At 51.0% G+C, this 14,997-nt stretch carries 14 protein-coding genes; 1 reads left to right on the forward strand and 13 read right to left on the reverse strand.

Annotated elements, in window-relative coordinates; translation table 11 throughout:
- Window positions 1–22 precede the first annotated feature (22 nt).
- The 7 genes from fucP to BFW38_RS13640 form a co-directional block, all read right to left on the reverse strand.
- Entirely contained in the window at window positions 23–1,315 is a 1,293-nt protein-coding gene (gene fucP / locus BFW38_RS13610; protein ID WP_068999394.1) for an L-fucose:H+ symporter permease, read from the reverse strand.
- A gap of 132 nt (window positions 1,316–1,447) precedes the next feature.
- Complete coding sequence (locus BFW38_RS13615; RefSeq protein WP_068999395.1) at window positions 1,448–1,810, reverse strand: L-rhamnose mutarotase; 363 nt, start codon at window positions 1,808–1,810, stop codon at window positions 1,448–1,450.
- A gap of 58 nt (window positions 1,811–1,868) precedes the next feature.
- On the reverse strand, window positions 1,869–2,642 hold the full coding sequence (locus BFW38_RS13620; protein WP_068999396.1) for an L-fucose dehydrogenase: 774 nt from the start codon (window positions 2,640–2,642) through the stop codon (window positions 1,869–1,871).
- A 64-nt stretch (window positions 2,643–2,706) separates the two neighbouring features.
- Window positions 2,707–3,534, reverse strand: coding sequence for an amidohydrolase family protein (locus tag BFW38_RS13625; protein WP_068999397.1), 828 nt, complete (start codon window positions 3,532–3,534; stop codon window positions 2,707–2,709).
- 29 nt (window positions 3,535–3,563) lie between these two features.
- Complete coding sequence (locus BFW38_RS13630; RefSeq protein WP_068999398.1) at window positions 3,564–4,841, reverse strand: L-fuconate dehydratase; 1,278 nt, start codon at window positions 4,839–4,841, stop codon at window positions 3,564–3,566.
- Window positions 4,838–5,680: a fumarylacetoacetate hydrolase family protein gene (locus BFW38_RS13635; protein ID WP_068999399.1), complete on the reverse strand. Its 843-nt coding sequence runs from the start codon at window positions 5,678–5,680 to the stop codon at window positions 4,838–4,840. Before BFW38_RS13635 ends, BFW38_RS13630 begins: the two co-directional genes overlap by 4 nt.
- A gap of 97 nt (window positions 5,681–5,777) precedes the next feature.
- Complete coding sequence (locus BFW38_RS13640) at window positions 5,778–6,518, reverse strand: SDR family oxidoreductase (RefSeq protein ID WP_068999400.1); 741 nt, start codon at window positions 6,516–6,518, stop codon at window positions 5,778–5,780.
- Between the two features lie 166 nt (window positions 6,519–6,684).
- Here BFW38_RS13640 and BFW38_RS13645 point away from each other — a divergent pair, with 166 nt between their 5' ends.
- Entirely contained in the window at window positions 6,685–7,440 is a 756-nt protein-coding gene (locus tag BFW38_RS13645; RefSeq protein ID WP_068999401.1) for a FadR/GntR family transcriptional regulator, read from the forward strand.
- Window positions 7,441–7,641: 201 nt separating this feature from the next.
- Here BFW38_RS13645 and BFW38_RS13650 read toward each other — a convergent pair whose 3' ends face one another.
- The 6 genes from BFW38_RS13650 to BFW38_RS13670 all read right to left on the reverse strand — a co-directional run.
- A complete protein-coding gene (locus BFW38_RS13650; RefSeq protein WP_139116631.1) occupies window positions 7,642–8,322 on the reverse strand; it encodes a hypothetical protein in 681 nt (226 codons plus the stop codon).
- Window positions 8,323–8,487: 165 nt separating this feature from the next.
- Entirely contained in the window at window positions 8,488–8,619 is a 132-nt protein-coding gene (locus tag BFW38_RS18375; RefSeq protein WP_281180419.1) for a hypothetical protein, read from the reverse strand.
- 54 nt (window positions 8,620–8,673) lie between these two features.
- Window positions 8,674–9,513, reverse strand: a complete 840-nt coding sequence (locus BFW38_RS13655; protein ID WP_068999403.1) for a hypothetical protein — start codon at window positions 9,511–9,513, stop codon at window positions 8,674–8,676.
- Window positions 9,514–9,695: 182 nt separating this feature from the next.
- The gene (locus BFW38_RS13660) at window positions 9,696–9,890 is read right to left on the reverse strand and encodes a hypothetical protein (protein WP_139116632.1); all 195 of its coding nucleotides are present in this window, start codon (window positions 9,888–9,890) and stop codon (window positions 9,696–9,698) included.
- A 130-nt stretch (window positions 9,891–10,020) separates the two neighbouring features.
- Entirely contained in the window at window positions 10,021–11,148 is a 1,128-nt protein-coding gene (locus BFW38_RS13665) for an outer membrane protein assembly factor BamB family protein (RefSeq protein ID WP_068999405.1), read from the reverse strand.
- Window positions 11,145–14,997, reverse strand: a 3,853-nt coding sequence (locus BFW38_RS13670) for an RHS repeat-associated core domain-containing protein (RefSeq protein ID WP_175400985.1), incomplete at its 5' end; no start/stop codon positions are given. The genes BFW38_RS13670 and BFW38_RS13665, both read right to left, overlap by 4 nt.

Below are 14,997 nucleotides of genomic sequence, written 5' to 3' on the forward strand. Positions count from 1 at the left end.
CGGGCGCCTCATCATCCGCGCCTTAACGCGATGCCGTCGACACCGGGCGCAAACGGCTGCCGATAAAACCGTACCAAGTGACGATTGCGAAACACCCCGCAGGAATTAAGAAAGCCACTTCAATACTGAACTGATCTGACAACCAGCCCATACAAAAAGGCGCAATCGCCCCGCCAACAATGGCCATAATCAAAAAAGAGGCCGCCCTTTTTGTTTTGTCCCCAAGCCCATTAAGCCCCAAAGCGAAATTAGTCGGGAACATGATCGACATAAAGAAGAAGACACCAAGCAAAGCGCCAATAGACACGGTACTGGACGGCACGAACACCGCCACCAACACTAACAGTGTATTCACCGCACCATAAATCCCTAGCAACTTGCCAGGCGCCACTTTTAGTAATAATGCGGTGCCAGAAAACCGCCCAACCAACAGCAGTAGCATGGCCACGGACAGTAAATAAGCGCCTTCTTGAGAAGTGATCTCAGCAGAGCGCGACACCACAAAGTTGATGAAAAACGCCCCCACGCCGACTTGAGCAGCAATATAGAAAAACTGGCTGACAACAGCGCCAATAAAATGCTTTTGTTGGGTCAAGACCACATGGTGTTCAGGTTCATCGGTCGCATCAGAACGAATATCCGGCAACGGCGTGCGCCAGAACATGGCCGCCACTAACACCACAATCACGGCAATCACGATATACACCAACTGCACAGAGTCACTGGCCGAAGCCGCCTCTTGAGCTTGATCGCCTTGAAAGAAAAACGCCCCCCCAATGAGCGGACCAATAAACTGCCCCAACCCATTGAACGACTGTGAAAGATTGATACGTCGTGCCGCGCCCTCATGCGGCCCCAGCACAGTCACATAAGGGTTCGCCGCCGTTTCCAGACACCCCAAACCACTGGCAATCACAAACAATGCGAAGAGGAAAAAACTAAAACTGGCCACGGAAGTCGCCGGAATAAACAGCAATGCGCCTAATGCATACAGCGTTAAGCCGAGAATAATCCCCACTTTATAGCCGGCCTTTTCCATCAAGTAAGAGGCTGGCAATGCCCATAGGAAATAAGCCCCAAAATACGCCGTTTGCAGCAGCCCCGACTGCGCATGTGACACATTGAGCGTTTCCTGAAAGTGCTTATTCAGTACATCCAGCAGCCCATAGGACAGCCCCCACAGGAAAAAGAGGCTGGTGACCAGCAAAAACGCAACCCGGACAACACCTTTATCATATTGCGCCCCATGTCCTGGGTTGAGGGATGATTCCGTATTATTTTGACTGACGGACGTTTGATCAACTGACGTTGCCATAAGATCACCTGTATTGTCATTGTCGTTATATCGGCTTTCGCATGTTATTGGCGTGAGATCACACCCCCAGCCTTTACCCAGGCCAGGTCAGTCATGTTCAGAAAGTGTTCAGAAAAGAAAATGACGCTATCGTTAACCGCTCGGGGCGATTGAGTCGGCAGAAGGGTTGAGCTCAAAGATGCATGACATCGGGGTCCACTTAGCCCCGGCCTGACTCCAAGGCGTCGCTTTTTGGAAGCCATCCATTAATGACTCCCAGTCTCGCAGTACAGGGTGATCGCGCTGGGCTTGCTGATAAGCATCAGCATCAAAACGTTGATCATCCGTCTGCAAACACATCACTAACCGTGTCCCTAAGCGATACAACTGCAACTGCTCAATGCCATACTCATACAAGAGCTGGCGCACCTCAGGCCAAATATGCTGGTGGCAGCGCTCATACTCCGCAATCAATTCGGGATCATCTTGTAGATCCAGAGCCAAAACCTGAAACATAGCCGTCATCTCCTCAATGTCATGACCCACCATCCAACGAGAGGGTATTGACGAATGCTTATGTCGCCGCTCGATCTAAATGGGTATAACCACCATCAACAAACAGCCATTGACCGGTGGTATGAGAGGCGCGATCAGAGAGCAAAAAAACCGTGGTATCGGCAATTTCTCGATCCAGCGTCATACGTTGTTGAAGCGGAATCTTCTGCTCGATCTTGGCGCGCTGCTGCTCAGGATCATCAAAGTTTTGCAACCATGAGGCATATAACGGCGTCATCACTTCGGCGGGCACTACGGCATTCACACGGACACCACTCTCAGCAAGCGCTAATGACCACTCACGCGTTAACGCCAACTGCGCACCTTTGGCGGCACAATAACCACTGGTATGGCCTTGCCCTGTGACCGCGGTTTTAGAGGAAATATTCACGATCGCACCTTGCGTCGCCCGTAGGGCCGGCTGGCAATAATGCGCCATGTAATAATAATGATGGAGGTTACGTTCAACGGATTGGACAAAGGCATCCGGCCCATCTTCAAGGCCGACGTTATCGTTAACCCCCGCGTTATTCACCAGCCCATCAATGCGGCCAAACTGCGCCATCACTTGATCGACAATGCCCTCGCAAGCCTCTGCTTGAGTCAGCTCAGCTTGAATATAAAGGCTTTGTGGCTGAATGCTCTTCAGCTGATCCATCAGCTCAGGGGCTGCTCGTCGACCAATGGCAACAGGAATAGCCCCCTCTTCGGCCAGCGCGAGACTGATCGCGCCCCCAATCCCCGCAGCGCCTCCCGTCACGATCACGACTTTATGCTCTAAATTCAGTTGCATCAGACTCTCCAGATTATTGTATTTATTCAGGTATCAGGCGTACTGACTGACGGCATTTCAACATTTACAGCCCATACAACTGTATGGCATTGCCGCCCAATATCGCCGCTTGCTCGGCTGCATTTAACGGGGCTAGCCAGGCTTCACTGGCGGTCAGTACCTCGTCATATGAGGCCCGCAACTGGCACACCGGCCAATCGGACCCCCATAACAAACGCTCAGGTCCGATATGGGTCAGTGCAGCATCAACAAAGGGGTCGAGTTGAGAAACCCAAGGGTCCGGCCCCGCCTCTGTGGCCAACCCCGACAGCTTGACCATCACATGCGGTAGCGCGGCGATCGCCGCGAGCTGCTGCGACCAACGCACCCACCCCTCAGCCCCGGCAGTCACCGGCGGTTTACCCAGGTGATCCAGCACTAAGGGCGCTTGATCATGGCGCTGGCAAAAGGCAACCGCTTGGGACATCTGATCAGCCGTGACCAGCACCTCATAGACCATTGATGCGTGTTGAAGCCGCTCAACACCCTGATGAAAGCGCGGGTCATCGAAATACTGCGGTTCATCTTGAAGTTGGTGACGAATACCCACCAACGGCCCCTGAGCACGCCAATAAGCCAAACGGTCGGACAGATCAGACGCCCTGAGATCAAGCCATCCCACGACCCCTCGAACCCAGCCATGTTGCGCGGCAACATCCAACAGGAAAGCCGTTTCACCTTCATCGCCACAGGACTGAACCGCAATAGTCGCCGCCACATCACGGGCTTGTAACTCAGGCCATAACTGCTCGGGGAGCCAATCTTGCTTTAACGTCCCCATCGCCTCAGTCATCCAATCATGGCGATGGGGGTCATAACGCCAAAAATGTTGGTGCGCATCGACTCTCATCATGACCTCCAGACATCACGCTTCTATCCGCTTTAGCCCCTAAATTGATAGCCCGACAACGATGAGGCTTTCATTTCAATGGAGAAGCCAGGGGCTGTCGGTACTTGATAAGCCGCATTACGCACTTCACACGGGTGTATAAAATGTTCATGTAAATGGTCGACATACTCGGTTACCCGATGAGCGGTCGTGCCGGCAAAGCATAAGTAATCCACCATGGCTAAATGCTGCACATACTCACAAAGCCCCACCCCACCGGCATGCGGGCAAACGGGTTTGCCATACTTGGCCGCCATCAACAGCACGGCCAACACCTCATTGACCCCGCCTAAACGGCAAGCATCAATCTGCACGATATCGATCGCCTCACGCATTAACAGCTGCTTGAACACAATACGGTTTTGGCACATTTCCCCGGTAGCGACTTGCACCGGCGCCACCTGCTGACGAATAGAGCGGTGCGCTTCAACATCATCCGGGCTGGTCGGTTCCTCAATAAACCAAGGCTTAGCGAAGGCCAATTGGCGCACCCAGCCGACCGCCTCATCAACCTCCCACATTTGGTTGGCATCAATCATTAAAGTACGATCCCAACCGATGACTTCACGCGCGATCTTGACCCGCCGAATATCCTCAGCCAAATCCCGCCCAACTTTGAGCTTGATGTGCTGGTAACCCTCAGCAATCGCCTCTTGGCATAACTGGCGTAATTTGTCATCGCTGTACCCTAACCAGCCCGCTGAAGTGGTATAGCAGGGATATCCCTTCGCCTTGAGCTGAGCGATGCGCTCATCTTTGCCTTGCGCCCAATCGGTGAGCAGCGTCAAAGCTTCATCAGGCGTGACACAATCGTGTAAATATCGGAAGTCGATACAGCGCACGAGTTCTGCCGGTGACATTTCAGCGACGAGCTGCCACACCGGCAGACCTTCAGATTTCGCCCACAGATCCCACACCGCATTCACCACAGCCCCCGTCGCCAGATGCATCACGCCTTTATCAGGGCCGACCCAACGCAATTGGCTGTCTGAGGTGATGTGACGCCAGAAGGCGCCCATATCCGCCGCGATCTGCGTGAGGGATTGTCCAACCACAAGATGACGCATCGCGCGAATCGCCTGACAACACAACTCATTGCCGCGACCAATCGTAAACGTCAATCCGTGCCCTTGAAGCGCAGCATGATCCGTTTCTAAAATGACATAAGCGGCGGAATAATCCGGATCAGGATTCATGGCATCCGAACCATCCAACTGCTGCGATGTTGGAAAACGAATATCCAACACTTGCATATCCGTAATGGTTGTCATGCGTTGACCGTCCTTTGCTGTTGTTCGCCTAATCCTTCAATCCCCAAACGCATCACCTGACCTGGGCGCAAATAGACCGATGGTGATTGCCCCATCCCCACGCCAGGAGGCGTACCGGTCGAAATCACATCACCCGGCTGTAAACTCATAAAGCGGCTGAGATACGCCACTAAATAAGCCACGGGATACACCATGGTCCGTGTATTGCCCTGCTGATAGCGATGCCCATCAACCTCCAACCACATATCCAGCTGCTGAGGATCTGGCACCTCATCGGGGGTCACCAACCAAGGCCCCATCGGACCGAACGTATCGCACCCCTTGCCTTTATCCCAGCTGCCACAACGCTCCAACTGAAAGGCCCGTTCCGAGACATCATTGATCACGCAATAACCGGCCACATGAGCTAATGCATCCGCCTCATCGATATAACGACCCCCACGGCCGATGATGACGCCGAGCTCAACTTCCCAGTCCGTTTTGTCTGACCCTCGGGGAATTGCCACATCATCATTAGGGCCACAAATCGCACTGGTCCACTTATTGAACACCACGGGCTCAGCGGGCACTTCGGCACCGGTTTCAGCGGCATGATCAGAATAATTCAGACCGATACAAATGAACTTCCCGACCTGACCAACACAAGGCCCCAAACGGGTCCCCTTCGGCACCTCAGGGCACTGCTCGATCGCTTGCGGCGTCCACTGTTGCCACGGCGCTTCAGACAGCGCCACCCCTGACCAATCAGACACCCAGCGGCTGACATCTCGCATCACGCCCTGATCATCCACAATACCGGGCTTCTCCTGTCCTGACTGACCAAACCGAATAAGCTTCATAACCTGATCCTGTTCTTGTTGTGATTCAACGTTCAAAACCTATAGAACTCATGACCGCGATATGGAATACGCGCATAAATATGGGAAGTTATGAGTATCAGTTCACCCAACCACCATCGACGACTTGAGTGGTCCCGGTAATAAAACGGGATTCGTCAGCGGCCAAAAACGTCGCCAAAGCGGCAATCTCATCAGGCTGCCCGAGCCGTCCCATCGGTTGGCGCGCCACAAAGGCTTGAAACACCTCATCGAATGCTCGCCCTTCCTGCTGAGCCTGTAACTGAATACGCTGATGCAACGAAGGCGATTCGACAGTACCGGGACAAATGGCATTACACCGAATGCCCTGAGCGACATAATCCGCCGCCACCGCCTTAGTCAGTCCAATCACCGCCGCTTTTGACGCCCCATAGGCCAAGCGATTGGGCACCCCTTTCAAGCTAGAGGCCACCGAGGCCATATTGATGAGACTGCCCTGAGAGCGTGCCAACATCCCAGGTAGAAAAGCTTGAATCATATGAAACATGGCAGTGACGTTAAGCGATAAACTCCGCTCCCAGGTGGCATCATCACATGCCAGAATTGTGCCGCTGGGCACCATGCCCGCACAGTTGAACAACACATCCACTTGTGGAAACTCAGCGGCAAGCACCTTAATCGCGGCAGCATCAGTGACATCAAGTTGACGCACCGTAATGCCTTCAACCGCGAGTAAGTCAGCGGTATCAATATCCGTGGCAATCACATGCGCCCCTTCATCCCGATAACGCTCGACGGTCGCGCGGCCGATACCTTGGGCGGCAGCAGTGATCAATGCCGTTTTATTTTTCAGTCTCATCGCCTCGTCATCACTCCATCTGTGAGATAATCTTTGGATCAATGACCTAAACATCCAATGGCCTGACCTTTGATCCAAGCATATTCTGATGATCTTTAGATTGGCAATCGAGAAACGTCATTTTGATGATAAACTTTAGTCGCACCGCACCAGCCAGGAGGCCCTAATGCCACTCGCCACCATTCGTACCCAGCGCTTATATCGTCAGATTGCCGACCAACTTCAGCAGCTGATACTTAATGGCGAATATCCGCCCGGCACCCAACTGCCTCCCGAGCGCGAACTGGCCCAATCACTCGGCGTGAGTCGGGCCTCCGTACGTGAAGCCTTGATTGCATTGGAAGTGATCGGGCAAGTCGAAGTGAAAGTCGGCCACGGCGTGACCGTACTGACCTCACACATCACCCCCAAAACATCGGTGATGCAAGCGGCCGTTAGCCAAGAGCCTTGGGCGCTAGACCCAGAATTCTCCAGTGAGATTGAACTCAACCTGGATGAAGAAATTCCACCTTATTCGCTGCTGCAAGCTCGCCAATATATCGAGCCTGAAACCGCCGCGTTAGCCGCCGTTAATGCCAGTGAAGAAGATCTGAGTGCCATTCGACAAGCCATGGAGCGTAATATTTATGATAACGCTCATGGCGGGGGTAGTTTTGCAGGGGATCGACTATTACATATTCGTATTGCCGAAGCCTCAGGCAATACCGCCTATGCACTGCTGATCAAGCACTTACTCGGCCATCAATACGGCGTCATGTTCAGGCGCTTACAAGAGTTGTTTATGGTCTCCGACATGTGGGACCGCTCACAAGATCATCATGAAATCATTGTCACCGCGATTGAAGCCGGAGATGCCGAACGGGCACGCCAAGCCATGGCTGAACACTTGGACCATGTGCTTGGCGTCTTCTTCGACCAATAAGGCGATGCACACCCACCAATGCCACCATTCTTATGGATCTAGAGCGACCGGCTTTGTACATGCTAGGGCGGTCGCTCGCTGGCAACATGCTGCCAACATTGCATCATCTGTACACAAGTAGGGTACTAATCCGGCCCAGCGTGCCAGAAGCACATATCCCCGCCATGAGATTCAGAACGTCAAAGCCTGTGCGGCATCACATTAAGTCGTGAGTTCGCGATGAGAAGGCGGTGTTGTTGGCTGGTGTAGCTCGGCATACAAAATCCCTAACATCAACGTCGCCACTACAGATATCAGTATCTCGACCAGCGGTATGACCACCCAAAATAAAGTCAAACTGACCCAATAAAGATCAACCAAATTCGCTATGAAACGCATCATAAAACTGAAGGCATACGACAAAACCGTCACTATCACAAAAGCAAAAAACGCCGCCCATGGAAGTGACTGCGTCAACCTGAACACCGCCTTTAGCGAAAGGGCATTATCCAGTGCAATACCGACTAAGGCAGGGGATAACCTTAAACTCAACCATAGCATCGCCATCAAGATCAGAAGGGGGATCACAGTAAAAACAACGGATTGTGCGATGAGATAGACCGACAACCCCATTAACATACTGGCCACTGTCCACAAGCCGACAAACGCAGCGCAGTATATAAAACACTTAATATCACGCGCATGCGGTTTCAACTTAAACCTGGCAGGGGGCTCATTCAGCATCACACTGCGCGTCGTATTCACGAACACCCAACAGAATACCGCGATATCAAACGCCCCAAAAATCACCTTCAGCAATAGCACTCCAGCATATGAAGATGAGACCGATTCAGCTAAACCGTAATACCCTAACTGAATCCCTAAAATAACCAGCAAAGGCATTAAAATTCCTCTCAGAATCATGCTCCGATTTAACTTCATCAGATACAACGGCCCCACAACTAACTTAAACAACATGACAATCCCTTATCTTTTAATTCACTGAACAATGTCTCGCCATAATGACCACATCAAGATCTCTTTCATCTCCATAAATCACGATCTTCATCATCTATTTTGATAAAATGAGCCATATATAGCCATCACATCAAACACCAAAAGCAGAAATCCAATAGCGTCATGATGAGGTCCAAAGTCAACAAAACCGAAACGAGCACTCTCATATGAACGATTAAACATAACCCCGCTCCCAAATATGACGATCACCAGGCACATCATATTTCATCAACATCTCTAAGGTTTACCTCTTAACTTATCGTCAAAATAAAAAACATCATTTTTATACTCTGAATTTATCTTCTTACGAATCACTTCATATATTAAAAAAACCAGTAAAGAAAGCACTATGCCAACCAAAACAACACCACAAGACATAAAAAAACCAGGATCCGAAACCCAGTATGACAATGGATCAAAAAACAAAAAAGAACATATAACAGAAGCCATAATCGAAAACATTATTGCCGAATCAACATAATAAGACTTAAACACATGACGACCATGATTTTTAATCATATTATGAACATCAATAAACACTTCATCTTCCGTCTCGACCTTTAACAAAATAAGCTCTTCTTGAAAAATAAAATTCTTTAGACAGCGTCCATTTTTAATAGGGTAAGAGGATACTGTACTTATCGATACGTCTTCACCGGCACAACGAGACAAAAGGTCTTCACTACCGACAGGCACAATCAATCGTTTTCCATTAGCATAAAATAACGGGACTTTTTGAGAGACACCGGAATGCGGATTCCTCATACCAAAGACAACTTTTTTTATCACAGCATCATAAGACTTAACCTCATCATCACGAGTAATCTCTATTTTAAAAAGTCCCGTAATAAAACTGCGTACCCAAAAAACCAAAAAGCCGATCACGCCCATGAGAGAAAGCCCGATAACCAGCGTAATCTCTGTTGTCAAAGCAACCCAAAGTGGCAACGTCACCACATAAAAAATAAATGCATAGCAAGGCCACTTTATAAAATTCACTAGAAAAACCCTGGACCGCAAAGACCTATTCACAAAAAAATGTTCAAACTCGGTAATGTCTCGACTACTTTCCTTCACAGAAAACCCCCTCCATCAAATTTAATAAAAAAAACAGCCATTCAGGACAACACCCATAGACTGCATGGCATTTCAAACTGCCATATTGTGGTAGCTCAAAGCACCGCACTGACTGCTCTAAGGAGCGTCCCTTTCGGGGAAGTTATAGTGGCGGGCCTTCATAATCATAAGTAGCGGTGCCTTCATTTTCGTTTTAGAAAAATATTCAGAATCCCCCAAACACCTAAAATCAATGAGGCAAGCCCTGGCATCCATTTCTTATTTCCTAAATGCATACCATTCACATCACCAGTACAAAGAGTAAAAACACCTAAAAATATTATTATTAAAAGTAAAAACTGCGAACGACGCTCACGAATAAAATCAATTTTACTCATTGCCTTAACCGCCATCATGAAAACTTTATTTTCAATACCAAACCATAAGACTCCATATATATATGAGGAGAGAAAGTTCGCGGAAAACAACCACCTAAACTATCTAATAGAGCCTCCAGTTATAAAATAGCTAAGGCGATAAAAGCTTCAAGGCATAAACTTCACCTTCAAAAGTCCCAATAAATATCATTTCGCCATCCACTCGAGCTTCGGTATACATAGGCTGATCGAAAAATCGGCTAGCCACCTCACGGCCGGTCAATTTATCTAAAACATAAACACCTTTGCCTGCACCAAAGTACATATAATGATCATCAAAATTAAACTTTCTACGAGAAGCCGCCTTGAGTTCATGAGCCCATATTTGATGTCCATCATAACGATCTAATGCAACGACATGATTAGAATCATCACCTTCAACGCTTAAGTAGACAAAATCACCAGAAACGGCGACATCACTTAGCACAGTCCCATCTAGCTCATGCTGCCACAACAACTCAGAAGTTTTTTTATCATAACTAACAACTTTATTAACATCAGCCCCCTTAACAGTCAAATATAAACTATTTTCAAGTACCGCCACGCTACCAAGCCCCACAACCTCCATGCCATCAGCATTAAACCCTTTGTCGTCATGAATAGCATTAAAAAAAGAACGCCCTGTCTCAATATCGACCGCATATAAGCTCTGCCTATCATCTTGATAATAAACCACCCCATCTGATACGACAGGCTGCCCTTTCATTCCATGAATAGCATACTTCCAAAAAAGCGTTCCATTTTCTGCATTAAGGCAAAAAATATAGTCGTTAGAAACAAATAAAAGCAATCCATTATATTCAACGGGGTATGATAACTGATACTGATTGGGATACTGATATTGCCAAACAACATGGCCATTATTCTTATCCACTGCCACTATTCTTCTTTCATTTTCAAGCCCTTCCCCAAAAAAAATGTATAGTTCATTATAAGCAGAACCCCAGCTAGCACTATCAAATAAATCAGCATGCCACTTTACTTCACCCTTCTCAGCATCTAAAGAGAATAAAGACCCACTATAGGTTGAAAAATAAAGACTCCTTTCATCTAAAATAGGACTTGAGACAATCGGATCGACATAGCCACCCGCCCAGCTTAAATCAGGGTTATATGCGATATCTTCAGGCTCATAAACCCAAGAGACCTCAAGCTCCCCAGCATGAGTCAGAGCAGAAAAAAACAGTCCCATTAAAATTAAAAAAATATAATTATTCATCGTGCAGGCCTTTTAAACGAATCAGGAACCGACATTAGCGAGCAATATGTCTTGATCATGCTCACTTCACTCCCATCCAAAGGATTGTTTTGCCTTAGCTTCATAATATTTTCCATATCAGCAATAGCTTGTACATTATCGGCACTCGCAGCATCATTCATGCACTGATTAAATGAAGCCGAAATTTCCTCTTCAGTTAACCCACTATTAAAACCTAGAAGGGTATCTCTTTGTTTTTGACAAGACTCTTCACGCCGCATTTTAAGTTCAGTGCGAGCGGCATTCCAATGACGCTCAATAGCGTCAATTTGCTCTATGCTGGCTTCATTTAAGTCATTGACTGAGTAACAGATAGCTTCCTCAGCAACCCCAACAATAAGTCTTCCCGTTAACCCCAATGGATCAATTGCACTGGTGGGGTCGCCCACATAGCCATATAGGTTGGTGCCGCCTTTTAGTCCAATCGGGTCTTGGGTGATGTAGCGCCCTTGCTGGGGGTCGTAGTAGCGGTGTCGGTTGTAGTAGAGGCCGCTTTCTTCATCATGCCATTGCCCTTGGAAGCGAATCGGTTGGCGTGTGTCGCCGGTTTCGTTGTGTACGGCGGCCCAGTCATCGGGCTGGGCTTGCCAGCGCACGGTGCCATCCGGGTCGAGGAGTTGCATGGGGGTGCCGAGGGCATCGGTGACGTAGGCGCTGGTACGGGTGTCGTCGCCATCGTGGTCAATCCGTAGCATCGGGACGAAGCCACCAGGTTCGTAGATGACAGTGGTCGATATTGGCCCCGGCAAGTCTTCATGGACGAGGTGGTCGCCATCCCAGCCGTAGTGGGTGGTGCCTGTGGTGCCGTCGGCTTCGGTGACGATTTTCTGGGTACGTCGACCCAGCGGGTCGTAGTGATAGTCAACCTCGAGGGTTTGGCCGTGTGTGTCGATACGGCGCAAGTGCACCAAACGGTTGGCGGCGTCATAGCCCATGGTCAAACGCTCGCCATGCGGTTGACAGCGTTCGATCAAGTTGCCCGCACCGTCATAACGGTAGTCGACCCCGTCTAAATGATGAATTTGGTTATGCGATGAAGAGGCCGTCATGCCGTCATCAAGAGGTGCAAGGCGGTTGCCTGCCGCATCCATCGGGTAGTGATGCGTTTGCGGCCCATGTTGGCTGCCGATCAATCGGCCCGCTTCATCAAAGATGTAGTCGATGCGCTGGGCGTTATTCGAGTGAGGGGCGCCTGTCTCTCGGTGTGTCATTCGGCCGAGTGCGTCATAGTCGAAGTGTTGATGTAAGCCGTTCAGGACCCCTTGAGTGGCCAGATGAGTCACCTGCCCGGTCGTGGTATAACCACGCTCTAACACCAGTCGTTGAGGGACTAAGGGTTGAGGGGCTGAGGACTGAGGGAGTGAGGACTGAGAAGCGGCCTGATGGTCAACACTGAACTGACGCTGTGTCTCACGATGTAAGGCGTCGGGCTCAAAGGTCAGATCTAGGCCCAGTGCCGGAACATTGAGGCCCAACAGGTGGCCACTGCCATAAGTCAGCCAAGCGCACTCAGGCAATGCCCCCCACTGGCTCGTCGCCGGGGCCCCGGTTTCGGTAAACCGATGCTGGGCCTGCCATGACCAATCTTCGTTCTCTGTTATCGCATCAGCCTGAGCGGCACGCACGCAGTGGCGCTGCTGTTCTCCGGCCAATCGGCCCGCGTCATCATAGTGAAACAGCACATCACTGTGAGCGTTGTGGGCACGGCTCAGGTGGCCGTCAGCACGCCAAGCAAACACTTCACACAGGGCGGGCGCTTGTTCGGTTTCGGGGAGGTGGCGCTCGATCAAGCGGCCATTGGCATCATAGGTATAACGGGTGGTCAGCGGCTGCTCATCAGGCCCTAAACGATTCATCTCGGTGCGCGCAATAAGCTGACCCGCCGCATCATATTCAAAACGTTGATCACGACCGTCAGGGTTTTCTTCACGAATCACCCGATCCATGGCGTCATAGCTGAAGCGATAACGTGCACCATTCCCCAACACCAGTTCCGTGATGCGACCCGCCTGATCATAAAGCACTTCTTGGCGGCTGCCATCGGTATAGGTCTGAGCGATCGGGCGACCGGCCGCATCATATTCAATCTGTTGCAACCCTCCGAGCGGATCTTCTAACGATGAGGCCCGCCCTTGGCGATCGTAATGCTGTTGCCAGAGGGCGCCGTCGGGAAGCTCATGGTTGAGTCGTCGGCCCATCACATCATGGCTCATCCGATGAGTCTCGCCCAGCGCATTGGTCACCGCTTCGAGCTGATCATCGGCATCATAGTCATAGCGCGTTGCGTGATGAGAGCAATCCGTCTCGACCTGTAATTGTCCCCGCGAATTCCAGACAAAGTGACGACGGGCACCGCTGGGGTCGGTAATGGTGGTGGGACGATCAGGCAGCGCCGGATCGTCGTAATCATGAGTGGTGGTGCCATTGGGCCCGGTCACGCTGACGGGATTCCCCCGCTCGTTACGTTGGATGGTCCAGCGCGTTTGTTCCGGCCCGGTCATGCCAACCGGTAAGCCTTGCGCATTGCGCTCAATCGTCCACCGCTCGCCCCCAGGCATCACTTGTGCGATCAGTTGGCCCTTCTCATCACGCTCCAGACGCGTTTCCCGCCCGAGCGGATCAACCGTGGCAATCCGCCGTCCGGCGCGGTCGTAGTGGAATCTCAACTGCGAACCGTCTGCCCGCGTGTGCGCCACCCAGCGCTGTCCAACGCCTTCACCGGCAAAGTGATAACGCTCTTCACGCCCCAAACTGTCAGTCACGAGGGTCTGATGCGCTAAATACTGAAAATGCCGTGATAAGCCTTGGGCTTCATGTTGTGCCGTCACACGTCCTTCAGGGGTGTACTGATCCCATTCATAACGCATGGCCACGCCGCCCGGCACACGGTGAGCAACCAGAATATGCTGGCGCCACTCGAACTCACGGGCCAAACGCTCATCACGGTGATGAACAGCCCTAAGATCACCGGCGGAGCTGTAGTCATAGCGCACCAACCAGCGACCGATCTCGGGCTCATCTTGCCCCAAGTGCGGCTCCGTCAGCGCCATCTGTGACGTCTCGACTAATTGAACCCCGACCAGTCGATCACCGGTATCGCCGTCACCGGCTTCGGTCACCGAGGCATAATGAAAGGTGTAATCTCGACCGGCGCTGTCAGTGACTCGGCTCAAGCGGTCTTCATGCCAGTGATAGGTCGTCGTGTAGCCATTACGATCGCATTCGGCAGTCAGCCGCCAAGGCGATGACGAAGGGCGGCCCTCGGGCTCAGCGGGGCGTGTAAAGAGATAGCAGAGGGTACCGTCAGTCACCGCAATCACATCGGCATCTTGTTGCAGGCGATCCGACACCGCCACCCAACGAGGTGACAAGCTGATGCGATCGCCCTGCAATGCCAGCCCTCGGCGAATCCAAAGCTGTTCGGTCTGTGAGTAGCGTTCTTCTCCCGCTCCTAAAGCGCTAAAGGTGATCACCCGCCCCTGGGCATCATGAAGTTCACAGGCTGTCTGGCTCAGGGTGATAAAGCTCCCTTCCCCCGGAATCGACCAGCCCTGGCCCAGTGAACCCACTCGAGCATTACTGGACAGATAGCCTCGGGAAAAAGAGAAAGGCCGTGGCGCGGGTAAAGCAAAATCGGTTTCAGCCGGGAGCAATTTAACGCCCAGCATCGGGTTAACAGGGTTGCCCACTGAAGGCTCACAGCTACTACAACGGTCAGCGAGCCCCTCGATGATCTCCGGTGCATTCAAAGCTAAGGGCGAAGCACCACCGGTCGGCAAAGCCGGCATCGGTAAGTTCATGCTGGCCGGA

This window comes from Terasakiispira papahanaumokuakeensis, assembly GCF_001709345.1.
Classification (GTDB): Bacteria; Pseudomonadota; Gammaproteobacteria; order Pseudomonadales; family Halomonadaceae; genus Terasakiispira; species Terasakiispira papahanaumokuakeensis.

Excerpts from the sequence above, each read along its gene's own strand:
- BFW38_RS13630 (WP_068999398.1), bottom strand. The coding sequence starts at position 4,841 with ATGACAACCATTACGGATATGCAAGTGTTGGATATTCGTTTTCCAACA.
- BFW38_RS18375 (WP_281180419.1), bottom strand. The coding sequence starts at position 8,619 with ATGTTTAATCGTTCATATGAGAGTGCTCGTTTCGGTTTTGTTGACTTT.
- fucP (WP_068999394.1), bottom strand. The coding sequence starts at position 1,315 with ATGGCAACGTCAGTTGATCAAACGTCCGTCAGTCAAAATAATACGGAA.
- BFW38_RS13645 (WP_068999401.1), top strand. The coding sequence starts at position 6,685 with ATGCCACTCGCCACCATTCGTACCCAGCGCTTATATCGTCAGATTGCC.
- BFW38_RS13660 (WP_139116632.1), bottom strand. The coding sequence starts at position 9,890 with ATGAGTAAAATTGATTTTATTCGTGAGCGTCGTTCGCAGTTTTTACTT.
- BFW38_RS13635 (WP_068999399.1), bottom strand. The coding sequence starts at position 5,680 with ATGAAGCTTATTCGGTTTGGTCAGTCAGGACAGGAGAAGCCCGGTATT.
- BFW38_RS13640 (WP_068999400.1), bottom strand. The coding sequence starts at position 6,518 with ATGAGACTGAAAAATAAAACGGCATTGATCACTGCTGCCGCCCAAGGT.
- BFW38_RS13625 (WP_068999397.1), bottom strand. The coding sequence starts at position 3,534 with ATGATGAGAGTCGATGCGCACCAACATTTTTGGCGTTATGACCCCCAT.
- BFW38_RS13620 (WP_068999396.1), bottom strand. The coding sequence starts at position 2,642 with ATGCAACTGAATTTAGAGCATAAAGTCGTGATCGTGACGGGAGGCGCT.
- BFW38_RS13615 (WP_068999395.1), bottom strand. The coding sequence starts at position 1,810 with ATGTTTCAGGTTTTGGCTCTGGATCTACAAGATGATCCCGAATTGATT.
- BFW38_RS13665 (WP_068999405.1), bottom strand. The coding sequence starts at position 11,148 with ATGAATAATTATATTTTTTTAATTTTAATGGGACTGTTTTTTTCTGCT.
- BFW38_RS13650 (WP_139116631.1), bottom strand. The coding sequence starts at position 8,322 with ATGCCTTTGCTGGTTATTTTAGGGATTCAGTTAGGGTATTACGGTTTA.